The following is a 20,931-nucleotide window of genomic DNA, read 5'->3' as shown; positions in this document are numbered from 1 at the left end:
ACGTTCCGCGCCCGATGTCCGACCTCGTCACGCTCTCGAAGAAGCCGGCCGCGCCGGGCCCCGCCGTCCCGTCCGCCGGCGCCCGGAAGGTGTTCGTCCACACCTTCGGCTGCCAGATGAACGAGTCGGACTCGCAGCGGATGATCGAGCTGCTCGGGCGTCACGCGTTCACGCGCGCCGCGACCGCCGACGAGGCCGACCTCATCCTCCTCAACACCTGCGCGGTCCGGGAGAAGGCGGAGCAGAAGCTGCTCTCCGCGCTCGGCCGCTACCGCGAGGTGAAGGCCCGCCGGGGCGCGCTCATCGCGGTGTCGGGGTGCGTCGCCCAGCAGGAGAAGGACCGGCTCCTCGCGCGCGTCCCGTACGTCGACTTCGTCTTCGGGCCGGACAACATCGGCAAGCTGCCGGAGATGGTGGACCGGGCCGGCGCCCGGGAGCGGTTCGCCGAGACGGGGTGGATGGACTCGGAGGAGTACCTCTTCCCCCGCGCGGATCCCGAGGCGGCCCGCGGCCGCGTCACCGCCTTCGTCACGGCGATGAAGGGCTGCGACAACGTCTGCGCCTTCTGCATCGTCCCGCACACCCGCGGGCGCGAGGTCTCGCGCCCTTACCCCGAGGTCGTGGCCGAGTGCGCCGACCTGGCCGCCGTGGGCGTGCGCGAGGTGACGCTCGTCGGCCAGAACGTGAACTCGTACGCGGGCGGCTGCACCTTCGCCGAGCTCCTCCGCCGCGTGGCGGCCATCCCGGCGCTCGCCCGGATCCGGTTCACGACCAGTCACCCGCACGATCTCTCCGACTCGCTGATCGACGTGTTCCGGGACGAGCCGAAGGTGATGCCGCACTTCCACCTGCCGGTGCAGTCCGGCTCGGACGCGGTGCTGGCGCGGATGCGGCGCGACTACACCGCCGCGGAGTACCTCGACCGCTTCGACCGGCTCCGCGCCGCGCGCCCCGGCGTCGCCGTCACCACCGACTTCATCGTCGGCTTCCCCGGCGAGACGGACGCGGACTTCGAGGCGTCGCTCGCGCTCCTCGAGCGGGCGCGCTTCGAGCAGAGCTTCAGCTTCGTCTTCAGCCCCCGCCCGCACACCGTGGCGGGGCTGAAGCTCGACACCGCCCCGGAGTGGCGCGAGGTCCCGCGCGACGTCGCGGTGGCGCGCCTCGAGCGGCTCCTCGCGGTGCAGCGGCGGATCGCCGCCGGGATCCTGGCGGCGGAGCTCGGGAAGGTCGTCGAGGTGCTGGTCGAGGGGCCCTCCGACGAGCCCGGCGAGCGGGTCGGGCGGACGCCGGAGAACCGGGTGGTCCACCTCGCCGCCGACGAGGCGTCGGCGCCGACCGGCGCGCGCGTGGCGGCGCGGATCACGCGCGCGGGCGGCAGCTCGCTCTCCGGGGTGCTCGCGTGACCGGCCCGATCGAGCCCGCCGGAGACGGCGCGCTCGCGTCGGGCGGCGCCGGCAGGCTCGGCCGGGCGGCCGCCGCGTTCGGCGTCCTGGCCGCCGTCTACGCGGGCGGGATCTTCTGGGCCTCGGATCAGCCGAACCCGTTCCCCTTCGTCCCGTCCGACCTCATGTCGCACGACAAGCTCCTGCACGCGGGCGCCTACGCCGGGCTCGCGCTGCTCCTGCGGCTCGCGCTCGCCGGGACCCGGCTGGCGGGGCCGGCGGCCCTCGCGGTCGCCGTCGCGGCGGCGAGCCTGTACGGCGTCACCGACGAGCTCCACCAGCGCTTCGTCCCGAACCGGCAGTGCGACGCCCTGGACTGGCTCGCCGACACCTCGGGCGCGCTCGTCGGCGCCGCGGTCGCGAGCGCGTTCTTGCGGCGCCGGGGGGCCGCGGGCTAGCATCCACCGTTGATGACGGTCATCCAGCCTTTCGGGGGGAAGGTTCCCCTTCTGCGTGCGCGGGTCTTCGCGGCGGAGGGGAGCGTGATCGTCGGCGACGTGGAGATCGGGGAGGACTCCTCGATCTGGTTCGGGGCGGTGATCCGGGGCGACGTGAACTCCATCCGGATCGGCGCCCGGACCAACGTGCAGGATCAATCCGTCGTGCACGTGACGACGGCCACGCACGCGACGGTCATCGGCGACGACGTCACCATCGGGCACCGCGCGGTGCTCCACGGCTGCACCGTCCACGACCGCTGCCTCGTGGGCATCGGCGCGATCGTGCTCGACGGCGCCGTGGTCGGGCCCGACGCCATGATCGGCGCGGGCGCGCTGGTGCCGCCCGGGGCCGTCGTGCCCCCCGGCACCCTGGTGATGGGCACGCCGGCGAGGCCGAAGCGGAGCCTCACCCCCGAGGAGATCGCGTCCCTGAAGAGGAGCGCGGAGCATTACGTGAGCACCGCCGCGCGGTACCGCGAACCCGGGGGTACGCCGCCGTGACCGCGCTCGAGGCGCTGCAGCGCTCGGTGCTCTTCAAGGACTTCTCCCCCGCAGGCCTCCAGATCTTCGCCGGGATCGCCCAGCAGAGGGCGCTCCCCGCCGGCACCCCGCTGTTCGTCGAGAACATGGTGGGGGAGTCGTTGTTCATCGTGAGGTCCGGCACGGTGCGCGTCACGCAGCGGACCGCCGCGGGCGAGCAGGAGCTCGCCGTCCTCGGGGCGGGCGAGCACCTCGGGGAGGTGGCGCTCCTCGGCAAGGGCGTGCGCCTCGTCTCCGCGGTCGCCGCGACGCCGTGCGAGGTGATCGAGATCACGCACCGCGACTTCTTCCGGAAGGCCGCCGAGAAGCCGAGCGCGTGCCTCAAGCTCGCGCTCGCGATCGCGGCGGATCTCGCCGCGCGCGTCGCGGAGAGCCGGGACGCGCTGCGCGAGCTGCCCGGCCGCAAGCCCGCCGGGTAGCCGCCCTCGCGGGCGGGAAGGGGAGCGGGCCGCGGTCCGTTTGGTACGGGTACGGGTCCGCTCCGCATGGCACGAACGACCCGGTGACGGCGAGCGGCACTTTGCGGTAATCCGTTCGATCGGAGGGACGAGGAGCCGATGCTCGAGTGGCTGGTCCAAATGCTGGGAGGGCACTCCCTCCACATCGGGTACGGCTTCGTCTTCGCGATGCTCGTCCTCTGCGGCTTCGGCCTGCCGCTGCCGGAGGACGTCATCCTGGTCACCGGCGGCGTGCTCGCCTGGCTGGAGGCGAGCCGACAGCTCGGGCTGGACACTGCGAGCGTCTCGCTCATGCTCGGCGATCCCGGGCTCCTGGCCATGATGTTCGTGGGGCTCGTCGGGATCGTCACCGGCGACTCGGTGATCTTCTTCGCCGGGCGCAAGTTCGGGGTCCGGGTGGCGGACTTCCGGCCGCTCCGGCGGGTGATCACGCCGGAGAAGCTCGAGAAGGTCGAGAAGCTCATGCGGCGGCGCGGCAACGTCGTCGTGGTGATCGCCCGGTACCTGCCGGGCATCCGGGCGCCCACCTACTTCACCGCGGGCCACGCGAGGCTCCCGTACTGGGAGTTCCTCGTCTTCGACGCCGCCGCGGCGCTCGTCTCCGCGCCGCTCTGGGTCTGCATCGGCTTCTACTTCGGCTCGAACATCGAGGACGCGGCGCGGTTCGCCGCGCGCTTCGGGCACTACATTTTGCTCGGCGTCTCGGTGGTGCTGCTCGGCATCGGGCTGCGGTGGCTGCAGACCCGTCGCGCGGCCGCGAGCGCGGCCGAGGCGGCGGCGCAGGGGGAGCGGGAGTAGCGCGGCGGCCGGCGGGAGCCCCGCCGGGCTAGCGCGCCTCGCGCCGGAACAGCCGCCGGAGGAGCCCGCCGGCGCCCTCGCCCTGCTCCGGCTGCTCCGGCGCGGGCGCCGGCTGCCCGTCGGCGACCGGGGGCGGCGTGGCCCCGGGCACCGCGAAGGTCCCGGTGGCCCCCTTCGCGATCCCCTGCTCCAGCCGGCGCTGCGCCGCCTCCGGCCCCTCGCGCGTGCTCATCACCGCCTGCACCTGGCGCCCGGAGTTGAGCTCGCGCGCGGTGACGGTGAGCAGGCACTCGGCGCCGAGCTCGAACGTGATGGCGATCCGCACCATGCCGCGCGGCCCGGGGGGGAGCCCCTCGAGCCGCAGCGTGCCGAGGTACTCGCACTGATCGGCGCGGTCGCTCTCGCCCTGGAGCACGACGAGCTCGAACTCGGTCTGGCCGTCGCGCGTCGTGGCGAGCCCGTACTGCTTGCGCGCGGGGAGCGGCGTGTTGCGCTCCATGATCGTCTTCACCCGCCCGCCGGGGAGGCCGAGGCCGATCGACATCGGGAGGACGTCGATGAGGACGACGCCCTCCGGGCTCTCCAGCGACTGGGCGAGGAGCGCCGCGCCGATCGCGACCGCCTCGTCGGGGTGGACCGCGCACGAGGGCGGCTTGCCGAAGAACGCGGCGACCTTGTCGTGCACCAGCGGCATGCGCGACTGTCCGCCGACGAGCAGGACCTCGTCGAGGTCGGCCGGGCGGAGCCCCTTGGCGTCGAGCACCTCCTGGCACACCGCGAGGGTGCGATCGACGAGGGGCTCGACGAGCCCGACGATCTCCTCCCGCGACAGGGTGGTCTCGAGCGACAGCGGCTCGCCGTCCTTCATGGCGAGGAACGGCAGGTTGATGGAGAGCTCGGTCCGCTGGGAGAGGGCGCACTTGGCGCGCTCGGCCGCGTCCACGAGCCGGGACAGGGCCACGCCGTCGCCGGAGAACGGCTCGCCGGCGCGCTCCTCCCAGACGGAGAGGAGCCGGTCCACGATCCGGGCGTCGAAGTCCACGCCGCCCAGGAACGTGTCGCCGCCGGTCGAGACGACCTCGTAGACGTTGTCGTTCAGCTCGAGGATGGACGCGTCGAAGGTGCCTCCGCCGAGATCGTAGACGAGGACGCGCTGGTTCAGGTGCCGGTCGAAGGCGTAGGCGAGGGCGGCGGCGGTGGGCTCGTTCAGGATCCGCTCGACCTGGAGGCCGGCGAGGGCGCCCGCGCTCCGCACCGCGGCGCGCTGCCGCTCGTTGTAGTAGGCGGGCACCGTGATGACGGCGCGGTTCACCTCGGCGCCGAGGTGGTTCTGCGCGACCTCCTTCACCTCGCGCAGCACGAGCGCCGAGATCTGCTCGAGGGTGAGGGTCTCGCTTCCGAGCCGGACCGCGGCCAGCCCGTCCGGCCCCTCGACGATCTCGTACGCGAACTTGCTCTTGATCTCCTGGACCACCGGCGAGTCGTAGGGGCGCCCCACGAGCCGCTTCGCGCCCCACACCGTCTGGCGGGGGTTCGCGAGGAGCTGGGCCTTGGCGAGGTGGCCGACGACGATCCGGGCGCGCGCGTTCAGCGCGACGATCGAGGGGACGGTGTTGTAGCCCTCGCGCGACGGGATCACGTAGGGCTTCCCGCCCTTCACGATGGCGGCGCAGGAGTTGGTCGTCCCGAGGTCGATGCCGATGATCGCCCGCGACGGCCGGGCGATGGGCTCCGGGCGATCGGGCAGCCCCGTCTCCAGGCGCGCAGGCCCGTCGGAGAGGCGCTCCGCGCGATGAGGCTGCGAGAGGTCCGCCTGGGCTGGCGCGGCGCTCGCCGGGGCGAGGGCGGGCGGTGGCGTCGCCGCCGCCTGCGGGCGCGCGGTAGGGGTGAGGACGGGCGGTGGGGTCGGGGTCTGCGGGCGCGGCGCGGGGGTGAGGACGGGCGGCGGGGTCGAGGTCTGAGGGCGCGGCGTAGGGGTGAGGACGGGCGGCGGGGTCGAGGTCTGAGGGCGCGGCGTGGGGGTGAGGACGGGGGGCGGGGTCGCGGCCCGCGGGCGTGAGGTGGGGGTGAGCGTGGGCGGCGGGGTGGGCGCGGGGCGCGGACTCGCCGGTGCGGGCGTCGCCCCCCGGCGCTCCTTCAGCGCCACCATGCGGTCCACGAGCGCGCGCGAGGGCTCGTCGAGCGCCGTGAACTGGACGCCCATCCCCGCTGCCGTCGCCGGGCGGGCGCCGGCGTTCTCCGCCTGGTGCCAGCGGACGACGCCCTGCGCGCGCAGGACGGTCTCGCCGCCGAGGAGCTTGAGCTCGAGCGAGAGCGGCGTGCCGAGCGGCTTCGGCTCGCGGCAACGGATGAAGATGCCGCCGCGCGAGACGTTCACGGCGAAGCGCTCCGCGAACGCGTCCACGCTGTCGTAGGACAGCTTCACCACGAGGGCGATCGGCGCGCGCCCCCCGCTCTGCTGGTCGTGAGGTCCCTCCACCGCCACGAGTATCCCTTTTGGGCTAGCCGCCCGGCAAGCGAGGTCGCGTGTGGGCGCCCGCCCACCCGGCGGGCCCGCGGGCGATCCGCCCGGCGCCGCGCCGCGACGAGAACGCTGGCGCGGCGCGGGGTTGGCTTCGTTCGGCCGGTCGTCTTGACGGGCGCGATCCCGGTCGTCTATACGTCCGCATGCTCAACCGTGACGACCTCCGCCTGGCACTGACGTTCGACGACGTCCTGCTCCTCCCGGCCGAGTCGGACGTGCTCCCGAAGTCGGTCGAGACGTCGACGCGCCTGACCCGCAACATCCAGATCAACATCCCGATCGTCTCCTCGGCGATGGACACCGTGACCGAGGCGCGGATGGCCATCGCGATGGCGGCGGTCGGCGGGCTCGGCTTCGTCCACAAGAACCTGCCCGTCGAGGAGCAGGCCGCCGAGGTGGCGAAGGTGAAGAAGTACGAGTCGGCCGTCGTGACCGACCCGATCACCATCGAGCCCGACGCGCCGCTGCACCGCGCCGTGGCGCTGATGCAGGAGAACGGGATCAGCGGCATCCCGGTCGTCCAGCGCGGTCGCCTCGTCGGCATCCTCACGAACCGCGACCTCCGGTTCGAGAAGAACCTCGAGCAGCGGGTCGAGCAGGTGATGACGAAGGAGCTCGTCACCGCGCGCGAGGGCGTCACGATCGAGGAGGCGAAGGACCTGCTGCACCGGCACCGGATCGAGAAGCTCCTCGTCGTGAACGAGGCCTTCGAGCTCCGCGGCCTCGTCACCATCAAGGACATCGAGAAGATCCAGAAGCACCCGAACGCCGCGAAGGACCGGAACGGCCGCCTGCTGTGCGGCGCCGCGATCGGGGTCGGGGCGGACCGGGAGGCGCGGATCCAGGCGCTCCTCAAGGCGGGCGCCGACGTCATCGCCGTGGACACCGCCCACGGCCACTCGAAGGGCGTCATCGAGGCGGTCCGCGCCACCAAGGCGAACTTCCGCAACGTCGAGCTGGTCGCGGGCAACGTCGCGACCGCCGAGGCGGCCGAGGCCCTGTGCAAGGCGGGCGTGGACGCGGTGAAGGTCGGCATCGGCCCGGGCTCCATCTGCACCACCCGCGTGGTCGCCGGCGTCGGCGTCCCGCAGATCACCGCGGTGGACGACTGCGCCCGCGCCGCCGAGAAGTACGGCGTGCCGGTCGTCTCCGACGGCGGCGTGAAGTACTCCGGCGACATGGTGAAGGCGCTCGCCGCCGGCGCGTCCTCGGTGATGATCGGCTCGCTCCTCGCCGGGACGGAGGAGGCGCCGGGCGAGGTGATCCTGTACCAGGGCCGCAGCTACAAGTCGTACCGGGGCATGGGCTCGATCGGCGCGATGAAGCTCGGGTCGAAGGATCGCTACTTCCAGTCCGACGTCTCCGACGTCGAGAAGCTCGTGCCGGAGGGCATCGAGGGGCGCGTCCCGTACAAGGGCACCGTCGAGATGAACCTCTTCCAGCTCGTGGGCGGCCTCCGCAGCGGCATGGGCTACCTCGGCTGCAAGACGATCGCCGAGCTGCGCACGAAGGCGAGGTTCGTCCGGATCTCCGCCTCCGGCCTCCGCGAGAGCCACGTGCACGACGTGATCATCACCCAGGAGGCGCCGAACTACCGCGTCGACTGACGGACACGTCGCGCCGTCGCCGCTCCTCACCTCGGCCCGTCTCCCGAAGCCCGGCGAGCCCGACGCCCGAGGCCCGAATCCGCAGCCCTCTCCCGAAAGATCGCCCCGTGGACATCCACTCCGAGAAGATCCTCATCCTCGACTTCGGCTCGCAGTACACCCAGCTCATCGCGCGGCGGCTGCGCGAGCTCGGCGTCTACTGCGAGATCCACCCGTGCACCGCCACGGCGGAGCAGATCCGGGCCTACGCGCCGCGCGGGATCGTCCTCTCCGGGAGCCCGGCCTCGGTGCTCGCCGAGGGGAGCCCGCGGGCGGACCGGATCGTGTTCGAGCTGGGCGTCCCGGTGCTCGGCATCTGCTACGGCCTCCAGCTCATGGCCCACGCCCTGGGCGGCAAGGTCGACAACGCGGCGCACCGCGAGTACGGACCCGCGACCATCGGCGTGAAGGGCTCCTCGCCGCTGTTCGAGGGGCTGCCCGCGAAGCTCGACGTCTGGATGAGCCACGGCGATCGCGTCGAGGCGCTGCCGCCCGGCTTCGAGCCGGTCGCCTCGACCCCGAGCGCGCCGTACGCGGCGGTGGAGGACCGGCGCCGGCGCTTCTACGCCATCCAGTTCCACCCCGAGGTCGTCCACACGCCGCGGGGGAAGGACGTCCTCTGGAACTTCGCCCACGGCGTGTGCGGCTGCTCCGGCTCCTGGTCGATGCGCGCCTACGTGGACGTCGCCGTCGAGCAGATCCGGGCGCAGGTGAAGGACGGCCACGTGATCTGCGCGCTCTCCGGCGGCGTGGACTCCGCGGTGGCCGCGCTCCTCGTCCACCGCGCCATCGGCGACCGGCTGCGCTGCATCTTCGTGGACAACGGCGTGCTCCGCGCCGGCGAGCGCAAGGCCGTGGAGGACGTCTTCGGGCGGATGTTCCACCTCCCGCTCGTCACCGTGGACGCGTCGCAGCGCTTCCTCTCGAAGCTCGCCGGCGTCACCGACCCCGAGCAGAAGCGGAAGATCATCGGGCGCGAGTTCATCGCGGTGTTCGAGGAGGAGGTCGAGCACTTCGCCGCGCACGGCGCGCGCGCCGGGTTCCTCGTCCAGGGCACGCTCTACCCGGACGTGATCGAGTCGGTCTCCTTCAAGGGGCCGTCCGCGACCATCAAGAGCCACCACAACGTCGGCGGCCTGCCCGAGGTGATGAAGCTCGCCCTCGTCGAGCCGCTGCGCGAGCTCTTCAAGGACGAGGTCCGGCGGCTCGGGCTCGAGCTCGGGCTCCCGGAGCAGATCGTCCGCCGCCAGCCGTTCCCCGGCCCCGGGCTCGCCATCCGCGTCCTCGGCGAGGTCACCGAGCCGCGCCTCGCGTTGCTCCGCAAGGCCGACGCCATCGTGCAGGAGGAGATCCGGGCCGCCGGGCTGTACGACCAGCTCTGGCAGGCGTTCGCGGTCCTCCTCCCCGTCCGGAGCGTCGGCGTGATGGGCGACGAGCGCACCTACGAGGCCACCTGCGCGATCCGGGCGATCGAGTCCACCGACGGGATGACCGGCGACTGGGCGCGCCTCCCGTACGAGCTGCTCGCGCGGATGTCCACGCGGATCATCAACGAGGTCCGCGGGATCAACCGCGTCGTGTACGACGTCTCGTCGAAGCCGCCGGCGACGATCGAGTGGGAGTAGGTGGGCGCAGGTCCGCCGTTTCACTCCGCGCAAGCGAGCAAAAACCGCGCAGCAAACGCAGCACGTCGTTTGCCCGAGGGACGTTCGGGGCTATCATCGCCGCCGATCGGAGGTCCCTCTTGATGCGACCGGTTCGCGTCCGCACCCGCCTCGTGTTGCTGACCCTCGGCGCCCTCGTCGCGGGTTGCCAGGATTACAACTTCAACCCGGTGGGGCACTGCCTCATCCAGCCCGGCCAGGAGCGGGTGACGCTGTCGAACATCTCGACGGCCGACGTGCTCTTCGTGGTGGACGACTCCGGGTCGATGGCAGGCGAGCAGCAGAAGCTCGCCGACAACTTCGCCGCCTTCATCTCGAACCTCGACGCCACCAACCAGGCGCGCCGTAACAACGGGCTCGAGCCCATCGACTTCCACATCGCCGTCACGACGACGTCGATCTTCATCAACAACCCGACCACCGCGGTCTGCCGGAGCGACTGCCCCGGCGCGGGCGCGGCGGACGTGTGCTGCTCGATGTCGGGCTCGACGCCGGTCGCGCCGATGAAGACCGCGAAGAGCTGCGCCGCGGACTCGGACTGCGGCGGCGCCGCGGGGAGCTGCACCGACCAGTGCGCCGGCTACCTCGGCGAGAAGATCTGCTGCGATCCGTCCACGAAGACGCTCACCGCCGCCTACCAGACGAACCAGACGTGCAGCGCGGTCGGCGCGGCGTGCGGCAAGCTCTCCAAGCACTACTACGTGCCGACCGACGGCACCTGCACGGGCGGCCTGGCGAGCAACGGACAGCTCTACCCGCACGGCGCCTTCGTCGGATTTGGCAACAACCCGCGGGTGATCCACTTCGACAAGGAGCTGTACCCCGCTCCCACCGATCCGCAGAACCCCGCCTGCGCCGCGGGTACGGTGTGCAACAAGCAGGGCTACACCTCGGCGCAGCTCCAGGCCTTCTTCAAGCAGAACGTCCTCGCGGGCACCTGCGGCTCGGGCGAGGAGCAGGGGCTCCAGGCCGGGCGCCTCGCGGTCCAGAAGGCCCTCGCCGGCCAGCAGCAGGACCGGAAGACGGACGGCACCGCCATCCCGGCCGACTGGCCGCACCAGAACTCCAAGCTCGTCCTCGTGTTCCTCGGCGACGAGGACGACTGCGCGTCCCCGGAGGACCCGGTGAACGGCATCATCCTCAGCGGCGGGCCGGGGGCCGACTCCTGCGTCTCCGACGCGGCGCTGCCCGACGGGCAGGGCAAGCACTACCCGGTGAGCCAGATCGTGGACTACTTCGGCGGCCTCGGCCGACCGCTCGGCGCCGCCTTCATCGTCTCGGCGAACAGCGAGACGTGCGAGGATCAGTCGTGCGTGGCGGGCATCTGCTGCGACTACCAGTGCACGGGGAGCGCCAGCGTCTGCAGCACCGACACGTGCGGCGGCCAGGGCCCGGGCACCCGGTTCCTCCAGGCCGCGGACGCGCTCCGCCAGAAGGGCGCAGACGTGGTGGCCGGCTCCATGTGCAACCCCAACTTCGGGACGATCCTCAATCGCATCGCCGAGATCGTGAAGCCGCCGTCGGGCCTCGTCCTGCCGAGCCAGCCCGCCGGCTCGGAGATCACCATCCTCCGGATCGCCGACTCCTCGGGCAAGACCGTGAAGACCTGCACCGGCCCCGCGCCCGCGGGGCTCACCGCCGCCGACGCGAACACCCAGGGTTACGACTGGTGGTTCACGGCGAGCGGCGATCAGCTCGCGAGCAACGATCCCTCCGTCGTGAGCCGCTTCATTTACATCAACAACAACCATCACTGTGAGGCGAACCCCGGCCAGACCTACTCGGCCGACTACCTCGGCCGGGTCCCCGCGGGCGGCTGCCTCACGCGCGCCGACTGCTACGCCGCCCTGGGCGGCATCCGCACGGGGACGCAGGCGGAGGCCTGGACCTGCTACGCCGGCGACAACGCGCCGGGCTCGGCGCAGCCGTTCGTTCAGCCGACCGCGGCGACCGCGACGACCCCGGGGAACCCGGGCACCTGCATCTGCGGCGACCTGGGGCCGGGCTCGTACTGACGTGATCGACGCTCGGTGAGCGGGACGGCGGGACGGCGGGATCGCGTCCCGCCCCCGCTCACCGTGGGTGTCGCCCGGTTCCGCCGCCGAGCCCGGTACACCTCTCTCCGGGTTGCTGCGCAGGCGAGGCGTGGTCAGCATGGGTAGGCCCATGCCCACCCGCTCGCTGCTCCCGTGCATCCTCCTCGTCGTCCTCGTCGCGTCCCCGGCGCTGGCCCAGCAGCAGCCCGCCGCCGGACCGCCGCCGCATGACGCGGTGCGCCAGGGCGACGTCGCCTCCCTCCTCGCGAAGGCCGACGCGGCGTACGCGAGGCGGGACGCGCCGGGCGCCCTCGACGAGGTCCGGTCGAGCCTCGAACAGGCCGAGCGGCGCGCCCCGAACGACTACGAGGTTCTGTGGCGGCTCGCGCGGCTCTACTTCTGGCTCTCGGACGACCCCGCGCTCCCGAACAAGGAGAAGAGCAGGCTGGGGAAGCGGGGCTGGGAGTACGGCGACAAGGCGATCGCGGCGAACCCGAACCGGGTGGAGGGCTACCACTTCGCCGCCGCGGGGATGGGGAACTACTCGCTCGGGATCGGCATCCTGCGGGCGCTGGGCGAGGGGATCGAGGGCAAGTTCAAGGACCGGCTCTCGCACGCGGAGCGGATCGACCCGAACTTCCAGAACGGGAGCATCCAGACCGCCTGGGGTCGCTTCTGGTTCAAGCTCCCGTGGCCGAAGTACGACGCGAAGCGCAGCGAGGCGGCGCTCCTCGCCGCGCTCAAGCGGAACCCCGACAACGTGCGGGCCCGGGTGTACCTGGCCGACCTCTACGAGAAGGAAGACGAGGGGAAGGCGGCCCGGGCCCAGCTCGAGAAGGCGCTCTCGGGCCAGCCGGGACGGTACGATGCTCCCGAGGAGCGGCGCTGGCAGGCGGTGGCGCGGGCGGAGCTCGAGCGGAGGTGAGGAGGGTCCGATGATCGCCGAGGTCGAGCCGAGGAAGGGCGCGCAGGTGGCGCAGAACCTGGTCGCGCTCTTCGAGGAGCGCGCCCGGGCCAGCGGCGCGCGCGTCGCCGTGAAGCACAAGCGCGGTGGGAGGTGGGAGGACGTCTCCTGGGCCGAGGCGGCGCGGCGGGCGCGGGACGTGGCGGACGGGCTCGCCGCGCTGGGGATCCGCGCCGGCGATCGGATCGCGGTGATCGGCGAGACGAACCTCGAGTGGATCCTCGCCGACCTCGGGATCCTCGGCGCAGGCGCCGTCACCGTGACGATCTACCAGTCGAACACCGCCGCCGAGTGCCAGTACATCCTGGCGGACTCCGGGGCGCGGCTCGTCTTCTGCGACTCCGCCGTCCAGGTGGCGAAGATCCGGCAGGTGCGGGGGCAGCTCCCGGCGCTCGAGCGGATCGTCCGGGCGCAGGGCCCGGCCGAGGACGGCTTCGAGCGCACGCTCGCGGAGGTGGAGCGCGCCGGCGCGGAGTGGCGGAGGGAGCACCCGCACGCCCACGAGGAGCGGATCGCGAAGCTCGGCCGCGACGACCCGGCGAGCTTCATCTACACGTCCGGCACGACCGGGAGGCCGAAGGGGGTCATCCTCACCCACGGCAACTGGGTGTACGAGGCGTACGCGGTCGAGGAGATCGAGATCATCGGCGAGGAGGACCTCGTCCTCATGTTCCTGCCGATGGCCCACTCCTTCGCGAAGGTCATCGAGGCGGTGTTCTTCGCGACCGGCGCGACCGCCGTGTTCGTCGAGTCGCTCGAGAAGATCGTGGAGAACGCCGCCGAGGTGCGGCCGACGGTGATCCCCGCGGTCCCGCGCATCTTCGAGAAGGCCTACAACACGGTGATCACGAAGGGGTTCGCCGCGCCCGGGCTCAAGGGCGCGCTGTTCCGCCTCGCGATGGAGAGCTTCGACCAGTACGCGGCGGCGAAGGAGCAGGGCCGGGATCACGCGTCGCTCGGCATGCTGGTCGGGCGGAAGCTCGTGTTCCCCAAGCTGGCGCACGCGCTGAGGGAGCGGTTCGGCGGGCGGGTGCGGCTCTTCGTGTCGGGCGGCGCGCCGCTCGCGCCGAAGATCGCCTGGTTCTTCGACCTGCTCGGCTTCACCATCCTCGAGGGCTACGGCCTCACCGAGACCTCCGCCGGCACGTTCGTGAACCGCCCCGGGCGGAACCGGATCGGCACCGTCGGACCGCCGGTGCCCGGCACGCAGGTGCGCATCGCCGAGGACGGCGAGATCCTGGTGAAGGGGGGCGGCGTGATGAAGGGCTACCACGGGGACCCCGCCGCGACGGCGGAGGTCCTGCAGGACGGGTGGCTCGCGACGGGCGACATCGGGCTCCTCGACGAGGCCGGTTACTTGAAGATCACCGACCGCAAGAAGGACATCATCGTCACCGCGGGCGGGAAGAACGTCGCTCCGCAGAACCTCGAGAACGAGCTCAAGACCGATCCGCTCGTCTCGCAGGTGATGGTCCACGGCGATCGGCGGAAGTTCCTCAGCGCGCTCGTCACCCTGAACGACGAGAACGCCCGCCGGTGGGCCGCCGAGAACGGGCTCCCCGCGGAGGGGCTCCACCAGGACCCGCGGATGCGCGCGCGCATCCAGGAGACGATCGACGCGCTCAACGCCCGGCAGGCCAGCTACGCGAGCATCAAGAAGTTCGCCATCCTGCCTCGCGACTTCACGCAGGAGGGCGGCGAGCTCACCCCGACGCTCAAGGTGAAGCGGAAGGTCGTCACGCAGCGCTACCAGGCGCTGCTCGACGCGTTCTACTCCGAGCAGGGGGATGAAGGCGGCGCCCGCCCGCGTTGACGAGGCCAACCGAGGCGGGGGGCCCACGGCCCCCACGAGGGCTCGCGCGGCACCCGCGGGAGGTGGTTAAGTGACCGTTCCCGTCGGCGCCGAGGCGGGGCGGGGGTCGCATGGAGCCGAGCCGCGTGCGCGTCCTGCTGGTGGAGGACGACGAGGACAACCGGGAGCTGATGGCCGAGGTGCTCGAGGCCTCCGGCTACGAGGTGTTCCCGGCGGCGAGCGGCCAGGAGGGGCTCCGCACGCTCTCGGAGCGCCAGGTGGACATCGTGGTCACCGACGTCGGGATGCCCGGGATGGGCGGCCTCGAGCTGGCCCGGGCGTCGAAGGCGATCGCCCCCGCCGTGCCCGTCGTGATCGTGACCGGCTGGGCCGAGCGCGAGGACATCACGCGCGCCCGTGGCAAGGAGGTGGACGCGGTGCTCGTGAAGCCGGTCGATCCGGACGCGCTCACCGGCGCCGTCGCGGAGGTCGTCCAGGGCCGCCGCCCCTCGCCTTGACAGGCGCGGGGAGTGCCAAATAGGTTCGTCGCGACCGATTCCCCAGTCGAGACCCTTCCGGCGGGAGCGCGGACATGGCCGAGCCAGCGTCGAGCGTGAAGGACGTCTTCGAGCGGATCCTCCCGGCCCGGCTCCAGGCCCGGCCGGACGTGGTCGCGAAGATCAACGCCGTGTACCGCTTCGACATCGGCGGCGCCGCCGGCGGGAGCTGGTCGCTGGACTGCACCGCGCCGGGCGGGAGGATCGCCGCCGGCCCCATCGAGGACGCGGACGCGGGCTGCGTCGTCGCGGCGACCGACCACGACTTCGTGGACATCGTGAACGGCAAGCTCAACGCGCAGATGGCCTTCATGTCCGGCAAGCTCCGGATCCAGGGCGACATCGGGCTCGCGCTGAAGCTGCAGCAGATCCTCACCTGATCGCGACCGGCCCGTGCCGCTCCCGCTCGAGGGGCTCCGCGTGCTCGACCTGTCCCGGCTGCTGCCGGGCCCGTACGCGACGCTCGTCCTCGCCGACCTCGGCGCCGACGTCGTGAGGGTGGAGGCGCTCGAGAACGGGGACTGGCTGCGGGAGCTGAGGCCGTTCCCCGGCGCGCACGCCGGCGCGTACCACGCCCTCAACCGGAACAAGCGCTCGATCGCCCTCGACCTGGCGCGCGACGAGGGACGGGGCGCCTTCCTCCGGCTCGCCGCGCGCGCCGACGTGGTGGTCGAGTCCTTCCGGCCGGGCGTCCTCGACCGCCTGGGCGTGGGCTGGGACGCGCTGCACGCCGCGAGCCCGCGCCTCGTCCTCTGCTCGATCACCGGCTACGGTCAGGACGGACCGTACGCCGGCCGCGCCGGTCACGACCTCGACTACTGCGCGATCTCCGGCGTGCTGGCGCTCTCCGGTCCGCCCGAGGCGCCGGCGCCGCCGGGGGTCCAGCTCGCGGACGTCGCCGGCGGATCCTGGCCGGCGGTGGCCGGGATCCTCGCCGCGCTCGTGGGGCGCGCGACCACCGGCGCGGGCGCGCACGTGGACGTCTCGATGACCGAGGGGGCGCTCGCGCTGCTCGCGATGCCGCTCGGGATGGCGGAGGCGCGCGGGAGCCCGCTGGTGCGGGGGCGCGAGCTGCTCACCGGCGGCGCCGCCTGTTACGGCGTGTACCGGACGCGGGACGGCCGACACGTCGCGCTCGGCGCCCTCGAGCCCCGGTTCTTCGCGGCGTTCTGCGCCGCGGTGGGCTGCCCCGAGCTCGCGGCGCGCCAGCTCGACGACGGCGGCGCCGGGCCGCGCGCCGAGCTCAAGGCGATCTTCGCGGAGCGGACGCGCGAGGAGTGGGCGGCCTTCGCGGCGGCGCACGACGTGTGCCTCGCGCCGGTGCTCGAGGGGGACGAGCCCCGGGCGGACCCGCAGCTCGTCGCGCGGGGCGCCTTCGTCGAGGTGGGGACGCCGTCCGAGGGGCGCGCCCTGCCGGGCGTCGCCTCGCCGGTGCGGCTCCGCGGCCTCACCGCGCCGCGGCGGCCGGCCCCGCGCCTCGGCGAGCACGGGGCGGAGGTCCTCGCCGAGGCCGGGTTCGGCGCGGAGGAGATCGCCGCGCTCCGCGCCGCCGGGGTTCTCGGAACGTGAAGCCCGTCCGGCAGCCCGGCCACCGGCCGGGCGCCCTCGCTTGACACGGCGCGGCGTCCACGGCGATCCTCCCGCGAGATGCGCGCGATCGTCGCCGCCGGCCTGGCGCTGTTCCTGGTCCTCACGGCCGCGGCCCCGCACGTCCACACGGGCCCGCACGGGCGCGAGGACTGCGCGGTCTGCGTCGCGCGGAACGCGGACGTCGCGCGCCCCGCCACCCCGGACGTCGCGCCCGTCCCCGTCGTGACCGCGGCGCCGCCGCCCGAACCGGGGCTCGCGCCCGTCTCGGGCGCCCCGCTCGGCGCCATCCCCGGGCAGTCACCTCCCCGCGAAGCGTAGGCCCCGAACGCGAGGCGGCGCCGTGTGCGCGCGCCTCGCTCCGTCGTGCCAATCTTCGTGGCGCGCCCCAGGCGCGCCGAGGTGTACTCCATGCGTCCCGTGATCGTGGCGAGCGTGCTCGCCGCGCTGTCGTGCCCGTGGACGGCTCGCGCTCATGATGGCGGCGACGTTCCGCCGTCACTGGAGCCGCATCCGCCGGAACGGTCGTCGCAACCGCCCTCGCAGCCGCAGCCGCAGCAGCCGCAATCACTGCCCCCCGCGCAGTCGCCTTCGGCGCAGCCGCCGCCGTCCGACGAGCAGCAGCGCAAGCTCGAGGAGGAGATCCGGAAGGAGCTCGGCGCGGCCCCCGGCGCGCCCCAGCCGGCGCCCGCGCCGCCCGGGACCTCCCCCGAAGCGAGCGGCGCCGCGCCGGCCCCGCAGGCGCCGCAGGGGGCACAGGGGGCGCAGGGCGGAAATCCCTACGCGCGCCTCCTGCTGATGCCCGACATCAGCGCGATCGGCTCCGTCGGGGCGGCGTTCGACAGCTACGACGTGGAGACGCGCTCGCCGCGCCCGGAGCTCTTCGGCCCGAAGAACCAGCCGAAGTTCTTCTTCCAGGAGCTCGAGCTCGGGCTCCAGGCGGTCGTCGATCCGTATGTCCGCGCCGACGCATTCGTGTCCTTCACGCCCGCGGGGGCGGACGTGGAGGAGGCGTACGCGACGACGCTCTCGCTGCCCGCCGGCCTGCAGGTCCGCGCGGGCAAGTTCTTCAGCCCGTTCGGGCGCATGAACCAGCAACACCCGCACGTCTGGGAGTTCGTGGACGCGCCCCTCGCCCGGACCCGGCTCCTCGCGGAGGAGACGCTCTCCGGCCCTGGCGTGGACGTGGCCTGGCTCGCGCCGCTGCCGTGGTACGCCGAGCTCCACCTCGCCGGCCAGGAGACCGCGCCGTTCGGGGAGGAGAAGGGCGGGCTCACTGGCCTGGCGCGGATCCTCCAGTACTTCCCGCTCGGCGAGAGCACGACCCTGGGCGTCGGCGTCTCCGCCGCGCGCCGCGGCGAGGGCACGCCAGGCGCGTTCCGGGATCTCGGCGGCGCCGACGTCTACCTGCGCGTCCGCCCGCTCCAGACCCGGGCGTACCTTGCGCTGCAAGGGGAGGTGTACCTCCGGAAGCTGCGCGGCGTCCCGGGCGCGGACTCGACCACGCGGAATGGCTGGTGGGCGCAGGCGTTCTGGAGGCGAGACGCGTGGTGGGGCTACGGCCTCCGGTACGAGGAGGCGCCGGGCGCCGCCCTCGACCTGGCCGGCGGCACCGAGCGGCGAACCTCCGCGGTGCTCGCCTGGCTCCCGTCGGAGTTCCAGCGGATCCGGCTGCAGGCCGGGTACGACCGGGCCCCGGGGGGCCGCGACGGGTTCGAGGCGCTCCTCCACCTCGAGTTCGGAATCGGCGCCCACGGCGCGCACCCCTTCTGACGGAGACCACCATTGACCTCGACTTCCCCGATCCCGATGCTCCTCCGCGGCGCGCTCGCCGCCCTGGCCGTGGCCGTCGCGGCGCTCCTGCCGCGCCCAGCCGCCGCCGCCCTCAAGGTCGTCACCACCACCGAGGGGCTGGCCGCCCTCGCGCGCGAGGTGGGCGGTGCGCGCGTGGACGTGGAGAGCCTGTCCCGCGGCGTGCAGGACCCGCACTTCGTGGACGCGAACCCGATGCTCGCGGTGAAGCTCCGCAACGCCGCCCTCCTGATCGACGTCGGCCTCGAGCTCGAGATCGGCTGGCTCCCGCCGCTCGTGAACCAGTCGCGCAACCCCGACATCCAGCCCTCCGGCAAGCGCCGGCTCACCGCCGCGAACGCGATCCGCGTGCTCGACGTGCCCACCGGCCCGGTGGACCGGAGCCTCGGCGATCTGCACCCCGCCGGGAACCCGCACTTCCTCGCCGATCCGCGCCGCGCGCTCCAGGTCGCGACGGCGATCGCCCGCAAGCTCTCCGCGCTCGACCCCGCCGGCGACGCCGACTACCAGCGCAACCTCGCGGCGTTCCGCGGCCGGCTCGAGGCCGCGATGGCGCGCTGGCAGGCCCAGCTCGCGGCCGTGAAGGGCCGGAAGATCTTCAGCCAGCACCGGACGATGACGTACTTCCTCGACTGGAGCGGGATCGTCTCGGCGGGGGAGATCGAGCCCCGCCCGGGCGTCCCGGCGCCGCCGAGCCACCTCGCGGAGCTGGTCGTGCGCGCGCAGCGCGACGGCGTGAAGGCGGTGACGATCGAGGACTACTACGACTCGAAGTCGGCCGAGGTGGTGGCGCGCCACGCGGGGGCGAAGCTCGTGCGGATCCCGGGCGACGTGGGCGGGGAGCCGGGGATCAAGACGTACGCCCAGTACCTCGACGCGGTGGTGGGCCGGATCGCCGGGGCGCTCCGATGACGGCCTACGTGTCGCCGCTCGTCGCGCTGGAGCGCGCCGCGATCGGCTACGGCGGCCGCGCGCTCCTCGAGGGCGTGGACCTCGCCGTCGCGCCCGGCGCGTTCCTCGCCCTCGTCGGCCCGAACGGCGGCGGGAAGACCACGGTGATCCGGTCGCTGCTCGGGGCGTTGCCGCTCGTCGGCGGCCACCTCGTGCGGCCGCGGCCGGTGCGGGTCGGCTACGTGCCGCAGCGTGAGCACGTCGATCCGGTGTGGCCGTTCACGGCGGGGGAGGTCGCGCTCATGGGGCGGATCCCCGGGCTCGGGCCGTGGCGGCGGCCCGGCGCCGCGGACCGGGACGCCGTGCGGCGGGCGATGGCCACCGTCGGGGTGGAGCACCTCGCCGACGCGCCGTACGGCGAGCTCTCGGGAGGGCAGCGCCAGCGCACGCTCATCGCGCGGGCGCTCGCCGCCGAGCCCGAGCTGCTCGTCCTCGACGAGCCGACGAACGGGATGGATCCCGCGGCCGAGCTGGCGACGATGGACCTGCTCGAGGAGCTGCACCGGGGCGGCGGCCTCGCGATCGTGATGGTCTCGCACCGGCTCGAGGCGGTGGCGAACTACGCCCGCGCCCTCGCGTTCGTGGACAAGGACCAGCGGCTGTTCCGGGTCGGCCTGCTCGAGGCGATGCTGCGACCGGAGGCGCTCGGCGCGCTCTACGGCCGGCCGGTCGCGGTGCGCGAGGTGGACGGGCGGCGCGTGGTGTACCCGGTGAACGGGCGGGCGGGGGAGCACGGGAGGCGGGCGTGAACGGGCTGGATGCCGTGCCGGCGGGCAAGCTCGCCGAGTTCCTCGCGGCGCGCGAGATCTGGGAGATCCCGCTCGCCGCCTCGATCCTCTCCGGGGCGCTGCTCGGCGTCCTGGGCGTCTACGTCGTGCTCCGGCGGACCGTGTTCGTCTCCGCGGCGCTCACCCAGCTCTCGACGCTCGGGCTCGTGGCGACGCTGCTCGTCGAGGAGCGGGTGCACATCGAGACCGAGCACGCGTCCGAGCAGCTCGCGGTGGCGATCCTGTTCTCCGTCGCCGGCGCGCTCCTCCTCGGGGCGTTCCGCCCGCGCCGGCTCCCGGCCGAGGCCGGCGTCGGCGCGGCCTGGGTGGTCGCGTCGGCCGCGGTCGTGCTCGGCGTGAGCCAGCTCGTCCACGCCGCGCACGACCTCGGCGGGATGGTGTTCGGGAACGCCGTGGCGGTGCCCGCCGGCGACCTCGCCGTGATCGCGGTGGTGGCGGTCGTCTGCGTCGCCGTGCACGCGCTGTTCGCGAAGGAGCTCGCGTTCGTGTCGTTCGACCCCGAGACCGCGCTCTCGCTCGGGATGCCCGTGCGCCGCTGGGACGCGCTGCTGTTCCTCACGATCGGGCTCGCGATCCCCGTGACCGCCCGCGCGCTCGGCGCGCTGCCCGTCTTCGCGTTCCTCACGCTCCCCGCCGCCGCCGCGCTCGCCGGCGGGGCCCGCTTCCGGGTCGCCTTCGCCATCGCCGGCGTGATCGGCGTGCTCTCCGCCGCCGCCGGCTATGTGCTGTCGTGGGTCTGGGAGATCCCCACCGGCGCGACCATGGTGGCGATCGCCGCGCTCTTCGTCGGGGCCGGCGCGCTCGTGCGGCGCCGCGGGCGGTGAGGGCGGCGAGGGCGATGAGGGCGGGGTGGCAACGGCAGGGCGGCAACAGCGGCGCCGGAGGCGGCGGAGGCGGTGAGGGCGGAGGCGGCGAGAGCGATCCCTCTGCGT

19 protein-coding genes are annotated in these 20,931 nt (G+C 73.5%); 18 read left to right on the top strand and 1 reads right to left on the bottom strand.

Features of this window, described 5'->3' with window-relative positions; translation table 11 throughout:
- Nucleotides 1-14 precede the first annotated feature (14 nt).
- The 5 genes from miaB to MNZ27_RS04625 all read left to right on the top strand — a co-directional run bounded on the left by miaB (nt 15) and on the right by MNZ27_RS04625 (nt 3,678).
- Nucleotides 15-1,403 carry a tRNA (N6-isopentenyl adenosine(37)-C2)-methylthiotransferase MiaB gene (gene miaB, locus MNZ27_RS04645; RefSeq protein ID WP_242392867.1) on the top strand — a complete coding sequence of 463 codons (1,389 nt, stop codon included), beginning with the start codon at nt 15-17 and terminating at the stop codon, nt 1,401-1,403.
- The gene (locus MNZ27_RS04640) at nt 1,400-1,840 is read left to right on the top strand and encodes a VanZ family protein (RefSeq protein WP_242392866.1); all 441 of its coding nucleotides are present in this window, start codon (nt 1,400-1,402) and stop codon (nt 1,838-1,840) included. The genes miaB and MNZ27_RS04640 overlap by 4 nt, the downstream gene beginning before the upstream one ends.
- Nucleotides 1,841-1,852: 12 nt before the next feature.
- On the top strand, nt 1,853-2,383 hold the full coding sequence (locus MNZ27_RS04635; RefSeq protein ID WP_242392865.1) for a gamma carbonic anhydrase family protein: 531 nt from the start codon (nt 1,853-1,855) through the stop codon (nt 2,381-2,383).
- Nucleotides 2,380-2,841 carry a cyclic nucleotide-binding domain-containing protein gene (locus tag MNZ27_RS04630; protein WP_242392864.1) on the top strand — a complete coding sequence of 154 codons (462 nt, stop codon included), beginning with the start codon at nt 2,380-2,382 and terminating at the stop codon, nt 2,839-2,841. Before MNZ27_RS04635 ends, MNZ27_RS04630 begins: the two co-directional genes overlap by 4 nt.
- Before the next feature lie 138 nt (nt 2,842-2,979).
- Nucleotides 2,980-3,678: a DedA family protein gene (locus MNZ27_RS04625; RefSeq protein ID WP_242392863.1), complete on the top strand. Its 699-nt coding sequence runs from the start codon at nt 2,980-2,982 to the stop codon at nt 3,676-3,678.
- Between the two features lie 28 nt (nt 3,679-3,706).
- On the opposite strand, the gene MNZ27_RS04620 is transcribed toward MNZ27_RS04625, so the two are convergent.
- Entirely contained in the window at nt 3,707-6,157 is a 2,451-nt protein-coding gene (locus tag MNZ27_RS04620) for a TIGR02266 family protein (protein WP_242392862.1), read from the bottom strand.
- Nucleotides 6,158-6,345: 188 nt separating this feature from the next.
- Here MNZ27_RS04620 and guaB point away from each other — a divergent pair, with 188 nt between their 5' ends.
- From guaB to MNZ27_RS04555, 13 genes are all read left to right on the top strand, one after another.
- Nucleotides 6,346-7,809 (top strand): IMP dehydrogenase, encoded by a 1,464-nt coding sequence (gene guaB / locus MNZ27_RS04615; RefSeq protein ID WP_242392861.1) that lies wholly within the window; start codon nt 6,346-6,348, stop codon nt 7,807-7,809.
- A gap of 107 nt (nt 7,810-7,916) precedes the next feature.
- Complete coding sequence (gene guaA, locus MNZ27_RS04610; protein ID WP_242392860.1) at nt 7,917-9,473, top strand: glutamine-hydrolyzing GMP synthase; 1,557 nt, start codon at nt 7,917-7,919, stop codon at nt 9,471-9,473.
- A 122-nt stretch (nt 9,474-9,595) separates the two neighbouring features.
- The gene (locus tag MNZ27_RS04605) at nt 9,596-11,527 is read left to right on the top strand and encodes a hypothetical protein (RefSeq protein WP_242392859.1); all 1,932 of its coding nucleotides are present in this window, start codon (nt 9,596-9,598) and stop codon (nt 11,525-11,527) included.
- 151 nt (nt 11,528-11,678) lie between these two features.
- Complete coding sequence (locus tag MNZ27_RS04600) at nt 11,679-12,473, top strand: tetratricopeptide repeat protein (protein ID WP_242392858.1); 795 nt, start codon at nt 11,679-11,681, stop codon at nt 12,471-12,473.
- Nucleotides 12,474-12,483: 10 nt separating this feature from the next.
- Complete coding sequence (locus MNZ27_RS04595) at nt 12,484-14,325, top strand: AMP-dependent synthetase/ligase (RefSeq protein ID WP_242392857.1); 1,842 nt, start codon at nt 12,484-12,486, stop codon at nt 14,323-14,325.
- Nucleotides 14,326-14,435: 110 nt separating this feature from the next.
- Nucleotides 14,436-14,822 (top strand): response regulator, encoded by a 387-nt coding sequence (locus MNZ27_RS04590; protein ID WP_242392856.1) that lies wholly within the window; start codon nt 14,436-14,438, stop codon nt 14,820-14,822.
- A 74-nt stretch (nt 14,823-14,896) separates the two neighbouring features.
- Entirely contained in the window at nt 14,897-15,241 is a 345-nt protein-coding gene (locus tag MNZ27_RS04585; RefSeq protein WP_242392855.1) for an SCP2 sterol-binding domain-containing protein, read from the top strand.
- A 13-nt stretch (nt 15,242-15,254) separates the two neighbouring features.
- A complete protein-coding gene (locus MNZ27_RS04580; protein WP_242392854.1) occupies nt 15,255-16,430 on the top strand; it encodes a CaiB/BaiF CoA transferase family protein in 1,176 nt (391 codons plus the stop codon).
- Nucleotides 16,431-16,508: 78 nt separating this feature from the next.
- Nucleotides 16,509-16,769, top strand: coding sequence for a hypothetical protein (locus MNZ27_RS04575; protein WP_242392853.1), 261 nt, complete (start codon nt 16,509-16,511; stop codon nt 16,767-16,769).
- 90 nt (nt 16,770-16,859) lie between these two features.
- The gene (locus tag MNZ27_RS04570; protein ID WP_242392852.1) at nt 16,860-18,221 is read left to right on the top strand and encodes a hypothetical protein; all 1,362 of its coding nucleotides are present in this window, start codon (nt 16,860-16,862) and stop codon (nt 18,219-18,221) included.
- A 12-nt stretch (nt 18,222-18,233) separates the two neighbouring features.
- Nucleotides 18,234-19,172: a metal ABC transporter substrate-binding protein gene (locus tag MNZ27_RS04565; RefSeq protein ID WP_242392851.1), complete on the top strand. Its 939-nt coding sequence runs from the start codon at nt 18,234-18,236 to the stop codon at nt 19,170-19,172.
- A gap of 8 nt (nt 19,173-19,180) precedes the next feature.
- Complete coding sequence (locus MNZ27_RS04560) at nt 19,181-19,960, top strand: metal ABC transporter ATP-binding protein (RefSeq protein WP_242392850.1); 780 nt, start codon at nt 19,181-19,183, stop codon at nt 19,958-19,960.
- Entirely contained in the window at nt 19,957-20,823 is an 867-nt protein-coding gene (locus tag MNZ27_RS04555; protein WP_242392849.1) for a metal ABC transporter permease, read from the top strand. The genes MNZ27_RS04560 and MNZ27_RS04555 overlap by 4 nt, the downstream gene beginning before the upstream one ends.
- Nucleotides 20,824-20,931 lie beyond the last annotated feature (108 nt).

Origin of the sequence: Anaeromyxobacter oryzisoli, from assembly GCF_022690765.1 — a bacterium.
GTDB lineage: Bacteria > Myxococcota > Myxococcia > Myxococcales > Anaeromyxobacteraceae > Anaeromyxobacter > Anaeromyxobacter oryzisoli.
This window is presented reverse-complemented; position numbering and strand designations above follow the sequence as displayed.